Source organism: Streptomyces cahuitamycinicus (assembly GCF_002891435.1).
In the GTDB taxonomy this organism is placed as follows: domain Bacteria; phylum Actinomycetota; class Actinomycetes; order Streptomycetales; family Streptomycetaceae; genus Streptomyces; species Streptomyces cahuitamycinicus.
In genome coordinates this window covers 1-12,060 of the sequence record NZ_POUC01000246.1, presented here as the reverse complement: position 1 = coordinate 12,060, position 12,060 = coordinate 1, and the positions used below count along the sequence as shown (strand labels likewise).

Below are 12,060 nucleotides of genomic sequence, written 5' to 3'. Positions count from 1 at the left end.
GAAATCTACACCCTAGGGTTCGTCGGCAGCGTCAGACGTGTATAAGAGACAGGCGGGGGAGGGGCGCCTACGACCGGCTCGGCGCCGGCCCCGTGCTCCCCCGGGCCGTCAGCTCGGGCGCGATCAGCACGACCTGGTCGCTGCCGCGCCCCTCGAGCTTGGCCACCAGGTGGTCCACGGCGTGCCGCCCCATCTCCTGCGCGGGGATGGCGACCGACGTGAGCCGCACCGAGGCCTGCATCGCGACCTGGTCGGGGCAGATGGCGACCACCGACACGTCCTCCGGCACGGCCCGCCCCTGCTGCCGCAGCAGCGCGAGCAGCGGCTCCACCGCCGACTCGTTCTGCACGATGAGCCCCGAGGTGTCCGGGCGCTCGTCGAGGATCCGGGCGAGCGTCACCGCCATCGCGTCGTACCCGCCTTCGCACGGCCGGTGCAGCAGCCGCACCCCCAGCTCCCGGGAACGGGAGCGCAGTCCGTCCAGGGTGCGTTCGGCGAAGCCGGTGTGCCGCTCGTAGACGGCCGGGGCCTCCCCGATGACGGCGATGTCCTGGTGCCCCTGCTTGGCCAGGTGCTCCACGCACAGCGCGCCCGTCGCCCGGAAGTCCAGATCGACGCAGGTCAGACCGGAGGTGTCGGCGGGCAGCCCGATCAGCACGGACGGCTGGTCCGTCTCCCGCAGCAACGGCAGCCGCTCGTCGTCGAGTTCGACGTCCATCAGGATCATGCCGTCGGCGAGCCCGCTGCCGGCCACGCGGCGCACCGCGTCGGGGCCCTCCTCGCCGGTGAGCAGTAGTACGTCGTACCCGTGGGCGCGGGCGGAGGTCGCCACGGCGATGGCGATCTCCATCATCACGGGCACGTACATGTCCGTGCGCAGCGGGACCATCAGCGCGATGATGTTCGACTTGCTGCTGGCCAGGGCACGGGCCCCGGCGTTCGGGTGGTAGCCGAGCTCGCGGATGCTCCGCTCGACCCGCTGCCGGGTGTTCGCGGAGATGGACCGCTTGCCGCTGAGGACATAGCTCACCGTGCTCGCCGAGACTCCGGCGTGCTGGGCGACCTCGGCAAGGGTGACCATCCAGCTCTCCAAGCTCTTGTGAAGCGCTTCGACAGTGCGCGTAGCTGATAGGGGCGGGTGAGGGTGGTTCGACAGTAGCCCCAGCAGGAGTGGGTGTCCATAGGTTGTCGAAGCGCTTCGATGCGATTTCCCGGAGCGCTCTCACAGCTCGGAGCCACGCCCCGGACGGCATCCCGATGCAACACCGTCGCCGAGCGCCCGACAAGTGCCGGGGGCGCTCCGCCTCCCTTCGGCTGAACGGACGCGCGAGGACTGGTGGGAGCGTCCGGATTCGGGTACCAACGATCCAGTAGCACTGGTCGGTAACGAAACGGTCCTTCATCTTCCTAGTTGCGGCGAGGTGCCCCTCATGTCCGCTTCCACCACCCCTTCTTCCCGTCCCGCCGTCACCGAGCGGGAGGCCCGTGAGGTGGCGGAGGCCGCCCGGGAACAGCACTGGCGCAAGCCCAGCTTCGCCAAGGAGCTGTTCCTCGGCCGCTTCCGGCTCGACCTCATCCACCCCCACCCCCTCCCGGACGACGAGGCGGCCCAGCGCGGCGAGGAGTTCCTCGCCAAGCTCCGCGACTTCGTCGAGACGAAGGTCGACGGTGCCCTCATCGAGCGCGAGGCCCGGATCCCCGACGAGGTGATCGACGGGCTGAAGGAGCTCGGCGCCTTCGGCATGAAGATCGACACCAAGTACGGCGGGCTCGGCCTCGGGCAGGTCTACTACAACAAGGCGCTCACCCTGGCCGGCTCCGCCAGCCCCGCGATCGGCGTGCTGCTCTCCGCGCACCAGTCGATCGGCGTGCCCCAGCCGCTGAAGCTGTTCGGCACCCAGGAGCAACGCGACCGCTTCCTGCCGCGCTGCGCCCGCACGGACATCAGCGCCTTCCTGCTCACCGAGCCCGACGTCGGCTCCGACCCGGCCCGCCTCGCCACCACGGCCGTGCCCGACGGCGACGACTACGTCCTCGACGGCGTGAAGCTGTGGACCACCAACGGCGTCGTCGCCGATCTGCTGGTCGTCATGGCCCGGGTCCCCAGGAGCGAGGGCCACCGCGGCGGCATCACCGCCTTCGTCGTGGAGACGAACGCGCCGGGCGTCACCGTCGAGAACCGCAACGCCTTCATGGGCCTGCGCGGCATCGAGAACGGCGTCACCCGCTTCCATCAGGTCCGCGTCCCCGCCGCCGACCGCGTCGGCGAGGAGGGCCAGGGCCTGAAGATCGCCCTGACCACCCTCAACACCGGGCGGCTCTCCCTGCCCGCGTCCTGCGTCGCGGCCGGCAAGTGGTGCCTGAAGATCGCCCGGGAGTGGTCGGCGGCCCGCGAGCAGTGGGGCAAGCCCGTCGCGCACCACGAGGCGGTCGGCTCCAAGATCTCCTTCATCGCGGCCACCACCTTCGCCCTGGAGGCCGTGACGGACCTGGCCTCGCAGATGGCCGACGAGGACCGCAACGACATCCGCATCGAAGGCGCCCTCGCCAAGCTCTACGCCTCGGAGACGGCCTGGACGATGGCCGACGAACTCGTCCAGATCCGCGGCGGTCGCGGCTTCGAGACGGCCGAGTCCCTGAGGGCCCGCGGTGAGCGTGCCGTCCCCGCCGAGCAGCTCCTGCGCGATCTGCGCATCAACCGCATCTTCGAGGGTTCCACCGAGATCATGCACCTGCTGATCGCGCGCGAGGCCGTCGACGCCCACCTCTCGGTCGCCGGCGACCTCATCGACCCCGAGAAGTCCCTCGGCGACAAGGCAAGGGCGGGCGCGAACGCGGGCGTGTTCTACGCCAAGTGGCTGCCGAAACTGGTCGCGGGCCCCGGCCAGCTGCCCGCCTCCTACAGCGAGTTCAAACACGAGGTGGACCTCTCCGGGCACCTGCGCTACGTCGAGCGCACCGCCCGCAAGCTCGCCCGCTGCACCTTCTACGCCATGTCCCGCTGGCAGGGCCGGATGGAGTCCAAGCAGGGCTTCCTCGGCCGGATCGTCGACATCGGCGCCGAACTGTTCGCCATGAGCGCGTCCTGCGTCCGGGCCGAACTCCTGCGCGGCCAGGGCGACCACGGGCGTGAGGCCTACCAGCTCGCCGACGTCTTCTGCCGCCAGGCCAGGATCCGCATCGAGGAGCTCTTCACCCGCCTGTGGACCAACACCGACGACCTCGACCGCAAGGTCGTCAAGGGCGTCCTGTCCGGCACGTACGAGTGGCTGGAGCAGGGCATCGTCGACCCGTCGGGCGAGGGCCCCTGGATCGCGGACGCGACACCCGGCCCGAGCCGGAAGGAGAACGTCCACCGGCCGATCAGGTAGGCCCGGCCCTCAGGGGGGCGTGCGCAGACATGGCGCGCGCCCCCACGAAGGGGATGCGCTGTCCTCACACACCGGCCTTACGGCAACAATGGAGGAATGAGCGACAGTCCAGCCCCTCTCGCAGACCCTCACCTCGTCCACGACCCAGTCGCGGGCGACGGCCCGAAGGACGTGGTGATCCTCGGCTCCACCGGGTCCATCGGCACCCAGGCCATCGACCTCGTGCTGCGCAACCCCGACCGGTTCCGCGTCACCGGCCTCTCGGCCAACGGCGGCAGGGTCGCCCTCCTCGCCGAGCAGGCGTACCGGCTGCGGGTGCGCACGGTCGCCGTGGCCCGCGAGGACGTCGTACCGGCCCTGCGCGAGGCGCTCACCGCGCAGTACGGCACGAGCGAGCCGCTCCCCGAGCTCCTCGCCGGCCCGGACGCGGCCACGAGGCTGGCGGCATCCGACTGCCACACCGTCCTGAACGGCATCACCGGCTCCATCGGACTGGCTCCGACCCTCGCCGCCCTGGAGGCGGGCCGCACCCTCGCGCTCGCCAACAAGGAGTCGCTCATCGTCGGCGGCCCGCTGGTCAAGGCGCTCGCCAAGCCCGGGCAGATCATCCCGGTCGACTCCGAGCACGCCGCGCTCTTCCAGGCCCTGGCCGCAGGCACCCGCGCCGACGTCCGCAAGCTGGTCGTCACCGCCTCCGGCGGCCCCTTCCGCGGCCGTACGAAGGCCGAGCTGGCGAGCGTCACCGTCGAGGACGCCCTCGCCCACCCCACCTGGGCCATGGGCCCGGTCATCACGATCAACTCCGCGACCCTCGTCAACAAGGGCCTGGAGGTCATCGAGGCGCACCTCCTCTACGACATTCCCTTCGACCGCATTGAGGTCGTCGTGCATCCCCAGTCGTATGTCCACTCGATGGTTGAGTTCACGGATGGATCGACACTGGCCCAGGCGACCCCGCCCGACATGCGCGGGCCCATCGCCATCGGCCTCGGCTGGCCCGAGCGCGTGCCCGACGCGGCGCCCGCCTTCGACTGGAGCAAGGCCTCGACCTGGGAGTTCTTCCCGCTCGACAACGAGGCCTTCCCCTCGGTGAACCTCGCCCGGCACGTGGGCGAGCTCGCGGGCACCGCCCCGGCGGTGTTCAATGCGGCCAACGAGGAGTGCGTGGAGGCGTTCCTCCGGGGCGCACTGCCCTTCGACGGGATCATGGACACCGTCACCCGGGTCGTCGAGGAGCACGGCACCCCGCGTACGGGAACCTCACTCACGGTGTCGGACGTCCTCGAAGCGGAGACCTGGGCGCGGGCCCGGGCCCGGCAACTGGCGGCACAGACGGCGGAGGCCCGTGCATGACGACCCTGATGTTCATCCTCGGCATACTCCTCTTCGCGGTCGGCCTGCTGTTCTCGATCGCGTGGCACGAGCTGGGGCACCTGTCCACCGCCAAGCTCTTCGGCATCCGCGTGCCGCAGTACATGGTCGGCTTCGGCCCCACCCTCTTCTCGCGCAACAGGGGCGAGACGGAGTACGGCATCAAGGCCATCCCCTTCGGCGGCTACATCCGCATGATCGGCATGTTCCCGCCCGGCCCCGACGGCCGGATGGAAGCCCGCTCCACCTCCCCCTGGCGCGGCATGATCGAGGACGCCCGCACCGCCGCCTACGAGGAGCTCAAGCCGGGCGACGAGAACCGCATGTTCTACACGCGCGCCCCCTGGAAGCGCGTGATCGTGATGTTCGCGGGCCCCTTCATGAACCTGGTCCTGGCGGTGGCGCTGTTCCTCACCGTCCTGATGGGCTTCGGCATCACCCAGCAGACCACCACGGTCAGCTCGGTCTCCCAGTGCGTCATCGCGCAGAACGAGAACCGCGACAAGTGCGAGAAGGGCGACCCGGCCGCCCCGGCCGCCGCCGCCGGCCTCAAGGCGGGCGACAAGATCGTCTCCTTCAACGGTGTGAAGACCGACGACTGGAACAAGCTGTCCGACCTCATCCGCGCCACCCCCGGCAAGGAGGTGGCGATCGTCGTCGAGCGGGGCGGTCAGGACGTCACCCTGCACGCGAAGATCGCCACCAACCAGGTCGCCAAGAAGGACTCCGGCGGCCAGATCGTCGAGGGCCAGTACGTCCAGGCGGGCTTCCTCGGCTTCAGCGCCGCCACCGGCGTGGTCAAGCAGGACTTCGGCGACTCCGTGACCTGGATGGGCGACCGCATCGGCGAGGCCGTCGACTCCCTCGCGGCACTCCCCAGCAAGGTCCCGGCCCTGTGGAGCGCGGCCTTCGACGGCGCCGAACGCGAGGCCGACTCCCCGATGGGCGTGGTCGGCGCGGCCCGCGTCGGCGGCGAGATCTTCACCCTCGACATCCCGCCCACCCAGCAGCTGGCCATGGCCCTCATGCTGGTCGCCGGCTTCAACCTCTCCCTGTTCCTGTTCAACATGCTCCCGCTGCTGCCGCTCGACGGCGGCCACATCGCGGGAGCCCTGTGGGAGTCGCTGCGCCGCAACACGGCCAAGGTGCTGCGCCGGCCCGACCCGGGCCCCTTCGACGTGGCGAAGCTCATGCCCGTCGCCTACGTCGTCGCCGGCATCTTCATCTGCTTCACGATCCTGGTCCTGATCGCGGACGTGGTGAACCCGGTGAGAATCTCCTAGTCATACGGCGTTCACGGCGGCCCGGCATGCTTTCCGCCGGGCCGCCTCCCATCGAGTGGCACGACGGGTGGGATGTGCCCGAGCCGGCGCATGTGCCGTAATCTCGAAGCTCGGAGCCCGCTGCTCACGGGACCGGACCTTGATCCACGACTTGGGGTTGCACAGCAGATGACTGCGATTTCTCTCGGCATGCCGTCCGTTCCGACCAAGCTCGCCGAGCGCCGGAAGAGCCGCCGGATCCAGGTCGGATCCGTGGCGGTCGGCGGAGACGCCCCGGTCTCGGTGCAGTCGATGACCACGACCCGCACCTCGGACATCGGCGCGACCCTCCAGCAGATCGCCGAACTGACCGCCTCCGGCTGCCAGATCGTCCGGGTCGCCTGCCCGACGCAGGACGACGCCGAAGCCCTCGCGACCATCGCCCGCAAGTCGCAGATCCCGGTCATCGCCGACATCCACTTCCAGCCGAAGTACGTGTTCGCGGCCATCGAGGCCGGCTGCGCGGCGGTCCGCGTCAACCCCGGCAACATCAAGCAGTTCGACGACCAGGTCAAGGAGATCGCCAAGGCGGCCCGGGACCACGGCACCCCGATCCGCATCGGCGTCAACGCCGGCTCCCTCGACCGTCGCCTCCTCCAGAAGTACGGCAAGGCGACCCCCGAGGCCCTCGTCGAGTCGGCCCTGTGGGAGGCGTCCCTCTTCGAGGAGCACGACTTCCGCGACATCAAGATCTCCGTCAAGCACAACGACCCGGTCGTCATGATCGAGGCCTACAAGCAGCTCGCCGCCCAGTGCGACTACCCGCTGCACCTCGGCGTCACCGAGGCGGGCCCGGCCTTCCAGGGCACGATCAAGTCGGCCGTCGCCTTCGGCGCCCTCCTCTCCCAGGGCATCGGCGACACCATCCGCGTCTCGCTCTCGGCGCCCCCCGCCGAGGAGGTCAAGGTCGGCATCCAGATCCTGGAGTCCCTGAACCTCAAGGAGCGCGGCCTGGAGATCGTCTCCTGCCCGTCCTGCGGCCGCGCCCAGGTCGACGTCTACAAGCTGGCCGAAGAGGTCACCGCCGGCCTCACCGGCATGGAGGTCCCGCTCCGCGTCGCCGTCATGGGCTGCGTGGTGAACGGCCCCGGCGAGGCCCGCGAGGCCGACCTCGGCGTCGCCTCCGGCAACGGCAAGGGCCAGATCTTCGTCAAGGGCGAGGTCATCAAGACCGTCCCCGAGTCCAAGATCGTGGAGACGCTGATCGAAGAGGCGATGAAGCTCGCCGAGCAGATGGAACAGGACGGCGTCGCCTCGGGCGAACCGTCGGTGGCGGTAGCGGGCTGACGTTTGAAAGGCCGCCAGTTGGAACCGCGCCCGGAAAGGGGCGCGGGGAACTGCGCGACCAGCCACGGAAATCCCGCACCCGCCGACGAATCCCCGGCTCCCGAGCTCCAAGGCGCCCCGCCCCAGCAGCGCAGCTATAGTGCGGAGACCAGCAACCCCAGTTCGTGAGGCCCGCACGTGTTGACGCAGACCACCTCACGGGTCCTCGAACCGAGCGACCTGGACGCGGCGCTCGCCGTCCTCGACCGCGAGCCGGTCGCGAACGCCTTCGTGACGTCGCGCGTGCAGATCGCCGGACTCGACCCGTGGCGGCTGGGTGGCGAGATGTGGGGCTGGTACGAGGACGGCATACTTGCCTCCCTCTGCTACGCCGGCGCCAACCTGGTCCCGATCTGCGCCGGCCCGCGCGCCGTCCGCGCCTTCGCCGACCGCGCACGCCGGGCCGGCCGCCGCTGCTCCTCCATCGTGGGCCCCTCCGGCGCCACCTCCGACCTGTGGCGGCTGCTGGAACCCCAGTGGGGCCCGGCCCGCGAGGTCCGCCGGCACCAGCCGCTCATGGTCACCGACCGCCTCCCGGCCGGCATCCCCCCGGACCCCTACGTCCGTCGCGTCCGCAAGGACGAGATGGAGACGATCATGCCGGCGTGCGTCGCGATGTTCACCGAGGAGGTCGGCGTCTCCCCGCTGGCCGGCGACGGCGGCCTGCTCTACCAGGCCCGCGTCGCCGAACTCGTCGGCTCCGGCCGCGCCTTCGCCCGCTTCGACGCGGACGGCAAGGTCGCCTTCAAGGCCGAGATCGGCGCCGCGACGGACCGCGCCTGCCAGATCCAGGGCGTGTGGGTGGCCCCCGAGTACCGCGGCACCGGCCTGGCGGCCCCCGGCATGGCGGCCGTACTGCGCTACGCGCTGGCCGACGTCGCCCCCGTGGCCAGCCTCTACGTCAACGACTTCAACACGGCGGCCAGAAGGGCTTATCAGAGGGTGGGCTTCCAGGAAGTGGGAGCTTTCATGAGCGTCCTGTTCTGAAGGCGCCCCCGAAGGGGCGCGGGGCTGTGTCCGATGTGCGGTTCCGCCGCGTGGGCCCGATCAGCCACATCCAACCCGCACTCGGCAATGAACGGGAACCCCCCTGTAGGCTCCCGCCATGGACCTGGTGATCGGCCCACTCGACCTCTCCGCCCACGTAGACGAGGCGCTGGCCGTCCAAGCCGTGGCCTTCGGCCTGGGCCCGGACGAGGTGGCCGTCCGACGCCAGATCGTCCTCCGCCACATGACGTACCCCGGGGCCCGCGCCCTCGGTGCCACAGCCGACGGCGACCTCGTCGGCTTCGTCTACGGCATGCCCAACGACCGCACCCACTGGTGGTCCACCGTCGTCGAGCCCTACCTCCGCGCCCTGCGTAACGACCACTGGCTCGACGACTCCTTCGTGATCACCGAACTGCACGTCCACCCCGCGTACCAGAACCGCGGCCTCGGACGCTCCCTGATCACGACGATCACCGACAGCGCCGCCGAACCCCGCTCGATCCTCTCCGCGATCGACACCGACAGCCCGGCCCGCGCCCTCTACCGCTCCCTCGGCTACCAGGACCTGGCCCGCCAGGTCCTCTTCCCCAGCGCGCCGAAGCCGTACGCCGTCATGGGCGCCCCTCTGCCACTGCGCCGCGGATAACCGATTTCCACCCCCGCGCACCCCCCGGATAACCTCCTGCCATCACCTTCCCCCACTCTCGGCTCCGCTCGAGCGGGGGGACCCCCAGCAGCAGGAGCAGAGGAACCATGGCGAACGTACCGGTCCAGCGCATGTCCCAGTTGTTGGCGAAGACGTTGCGCGACGACCCGGCGGACGCCGAGGTCCTCAGCCACAAGCTCCTCGTCCGCGCCGGCTACGTGCGCCGCACCGCCGCCGGCATCTGGAGCTGGCTGCCCCTCGGCAAGAAGGTGCTGGCCAACGTCGAGCGGATCGTCCGCGAGGAGATGGACGCCGTCGGCGCCCAGGAGGTCCTGCTCCCCGCGATCCTGCCGCGCGAGCCCTACGAGGCCACCGGCCGCTGGGAGGAGTACGGCCCCGAGCTGTTCCGCCTCCAGGACCGCAAGGGCGGCGACTACCTCCTCGGCCCCACCCACGAGGAGATCTTCACCCTCCTGGTGAAGGACCAGGCGTCCTCCTACAAGGACCTGCCGGTCATCCTCTACCAGATCCAGAACAAGTACCGCGACGAGGCCCGCCCCCGCGCCGGCATCCTGCGCGGCCGCGAGTTCCTGATGAAGGACTCCTACTCCTTCGACACCGAGGACGAGGGCCTCGCGAAGTCCTACGCCCTGCACCGCGAGGCCTACCAGAAGATCTTCGCGCGCCTCGGTCTCGACTACCGCATCTGCGCCGCGACGGCCGGTGCGATGGGCGGCTCCAAGTCCGAGGAGTTCCTGGCCCCGGCCGAGGCCGGCGAGGACACCTTCGCCGACTGCCCCAACTGCGACTTCGCCGCCAACACCGAGGCGATCACGTACGAGTTGAAGCCCGTGGACGGCTCGGACGTGCCGGCCGCCGAGGACATCCCGACCCCCGACACCCCGACCATCGAGACCCTCGCCGCCTCCCTCGGCGTCCCCGCCTCGGCCACGCTCAAGAACCTCCTCGTGAAGGTCGACGGCGAGATCGTCGCCGTGGGCGTCCCCGGGGACCGCGAGGTCGACATGGGCAAGGTCGAGGCGCACTTCGCCCCGGCCACCGTCGAGCTGGTCACCGAGACGGACTTCGCGGCCCGCCCCGACCTGGTCCGCGGCTACGTCGGACCGCGGGGCCTGGACAAGGTCACCTACATCGCCGACCCGCGGGTCGCCCCGGGCACGGCCTGGATCACCGGTGCCAACAAGGCCGGCACGCACACCAAGAACGTCGTCGCGGGCCGCGACTTCGAGGTCGACGGTTACGTCGACGTCGTGGTCGTGCAGGAGGGCGACCCCTGCCCCAAGTGCGGCACGGGTCTCGTCCTCGACCGCGCCATCGAGATCGGCCACATCTTCCAGCTGGGCCGCAAGTACGCCGACGCCCTCAAGCTCGACGTCCTCGGCCAGAACGGCAAGCCGGTCCGCGTCACCATGGGCTCCTACGGCATCGGCGTCTCCCGTGCGGTCGCCGCCCTGGCCGAGCAGAGCGCCGACGACAAGGGCCTGTGCTGGCCCGCCGAGGTCGCCCCGGCCGATGTCCACGTGGTCGCCGCAGGCAAGGCCCTGCAGACCGAACTGGCCCTGGAGATCTCGCAGAAGCTGGCCGCCGCCGGAGTCCGCGTCCTGGTCGACGACCGCCCCGGCGTCTCCCCGGGCGTCAAGTTCACGGACTCCGAGCTGATCGGCGTACCGCAGATCCTGGTGGCCGGCCGGCGCGCGGCCGACGGCGTGGTGGAACTGAAGGACCGCCGCACCGGCGAGCGCGAGGAACTGACGATCGAGGAAGCCGTCGCCCGCCTCACGGCATAGCACCGACGCCGCACGGCACAGCACCGACAGGGCTGGGCGGACTGGCCGAAATCAGTCCGCCCGGTACGTGAGGACGACGTCCCGGCCGGCGGTCCTGGACGCGGCGGGCCGGGCCCTCCGCCCCGACGCCTCACAGCCAGCTCGCGAACTCCAGCAGCAGCTCCGCGTCGCGCGGCCGTCCGACCCGCCCCGCCCGAACGCCCGACTCCACGGCCCGGAACAGCGTCCAGCCCCACAGCCGCTCCTGGTCCACGTCCAGGGACTCGGCGAGCCGCTTCACCCGGCGCCGGGTCGTGGCCGCGCCGGACGGCTGGGCGATCAGGTCCTCCACCCGGTCCCGGACCAGCCGGGCCAGATCGAAGGCACACTCGCCGACCACCGGGTCGGGCCCCACGGCCAGCCACGGCATCCGCTCCCCGCCGAGCACCTTGCTCTGGCGGAACGTGCCGTGCAGCAACCGGTGTTCGGGCGGCGCGGCCAGCAGCTCCTCGCGGGCCGCGAGCGCCACGTCGACCAGGGGCGCCACCTCGGGAGCAGCCCGCGCACGCGCCCGCATCGCCTCCGCCTGCCGCCCGGTCCGCTCGGCCACGGTCTCGAAGGGGAAGCCGGCGGGCGGCTCCACCCACAGCCGCCGCAACGTCCCCGCCGCCTCCAGCAGCGCCTTCGCCTCCGGCAGCGACCGCACCGACACGTCCGGGTGCAGGCGCTCCAGCAGCAGCACGCCCACCGCGGACAGGGGCGTCCCGCCGCCCGAGCCAAGCGCAGAGCCCGGGGGAGGGTCGAGCAGCTGCACCGCACCCCGCCCGGCCCAGTGCGCCAGCGCGGCCCGCTCCGCCTCCGGGCGGGCCCGGCCCGGCGCCAGCTTCAGCACGGCCGGCGTCCCGTCCGCCGCCCGCACCAGCACCACCAGGCTGCTGCGCCCGCCGGGCACCTGCACCCGCTCCACGGTCAACTCGCGTAGCGCGACGGCCCGCTGCGCCGCCTCGGGCAGCCTCTCCAGCCAGTCGTCACCGTCCGGCGCCGTCTCACCGAGCGCCCTGACCAGGCGCTTCGGCGGTTCGAAAACCATGCGCGAGTCGTTCCCTTCGTACTGTCCCCGGTGCGTGCCCCGCGTGGGTCACGCCGTCGGCGCCGCCGAGGGCGGGGCCGTGCCGGCCCGCTCCGCGAGCCCAGGGAAGGCTACGCTCTTCCCGCGCCAGCGCACCGCCCGTACCGCCGCCTCCCGC

9 protein-coding genes and 1 pseudogene are annotated in these 12,060 nt (G+C 71.2%); 7 read left to right on the top strand and 3 right to left on the bottom strand.

Features of this window, described 5'->3' with window-relative positions; genetic code table 11:
- Positions 1-67: 67 nt before the first annotated feature.
- Entirely contained in the window at positions 68-1,081 is a 1,014-nt protein-coding gene (locus C1J00_RS27535) for a LacI family DNA-binding transcriptional regulator (protein ID WP_102911716.1), read from the bottom strand.
- Positions 1,082-1,430: 349 nt separating this feature from the next.
- Here C1J00_RS27535 and C1J00_RS27530 point away from each other — a divergent pair, with 349 nt between their 5' ends.
- The 7 genes from C1J00_RS27530 (at position 1,431) to C1J00_RS27500 (ending at position 10,834) form a co-directional block, all read left to right on the top strand.
- A complete protein-coding gene (locus C1J00_RS27530; RefSeq protein ID WP_102911715.1) occupies positions 1,431-3,371 on the top strand; it encodes an acyl-CoA dehydrogenase family protein in 1,941 nt (646 codons plus the stop codon).
- Between the two features lie 96 nt (positions 3,372-3,467).
- A complete protein-coding gene (dxr, locus tag C1J00_RS27525; RefSeq protein WP_102911714.1) occupies positions 3,468-4,724 on the top strand; it encodes a 1-deoxy-D-xylulose-5-phosphate reductoisomerase in 1,257 nt (418 codons plus the stop codon).
- Positions 4,721-6,025: a M50 family metallopeptidase gene (locus C1J00_RS27520; RefSeq protein ID WP_500691490.1), complete on the top strand. Its 1,305-nt coding sequence runs from the start codon at positions 4,721-4,723 to the stop codon at positions 6,023-6,025. Before dxr ends, C1J00_RS27520 begins: the two co-directional genes overlap by 4 nt.
- 168 nt (positions 6,026-6,193) lie before the next feature.
- On the top strand, positions 6,194-7,351 hold the full coding sequence (ispG, locus tag C1J00_RS27515) for a flavodoxin-dependent (E)-4-hydroxy-3-methylbut-2-enyl-diphosphate synthase (protein ID WP_102911713.1): 1,158 nt from the start codon (positions 6,194-6,196) through the stop codon (positions 7,349-7,351).
- Positions 7,352-7,528: 177 nt separating this feature from the next.
- Positions 7,529-8,377: a GNAT family N-acetyltransferase gene (locus tag C1J00_RS27510; protein WP_102911712.1), complete on the top strand. Its 849-nt coding sequence runs from the start codon at positions 7,529-7,531 to the stop codon at positions 8,375-8,377.
- 118 nt (positions 8,378-8,495) lie between these two features.
- Positions 8,496-9,026: a GNAT family N-acetyltransferase gene (locus C1J00_RS27505; RefSeq protein ID WP_102911711.1), complete on the top strand. Its 531-nt coding sequence runs from the start codon at positions 8,496-8,498 to the stop codon at positions 9,024-9,026.
- Between the two features lie 107 nt (positions 9,027-9,133).
- A complete protein-coding gene (locus C1J00_RS27500) occupies positions 9,134-10,834 on the top strand; it encodes a proline--tRNA ligase (protein ID WP_102911710.1) in 1,701 nt (566 codons plus the stop codon).
- Between the two features lie 130 nt (positions 10,835-10,964).
- Here the strand turns inward: C1J00_RS27500 and C1J00_RS27495 are convergent, their stop codons facing one another.
- Together C1J00_RS27495 and C1J00_RS47075 are read right to left on the bottom strand one after the other, a co-directional pair.
- Positions 10,965-11,903 (bottom strand): aminoglycoside phosphotransferase family protein, encoded by a 939-nt coding sequence (locus C1J00_RS27495; protein ID WP_102911709.1) that lies wholly within the window; start codon positions 11,901-11,903, stop codon positions 10,965-10,967.
- Positions 11,904-11,951: 48 nt separating this feature from the next.
- Positions 11,952-12,060 (bottom strand): annotated as a pseudogene (locus tag C1J00_RS47075) (DUF4439 domain-containing protein); the annotation flags it as partial.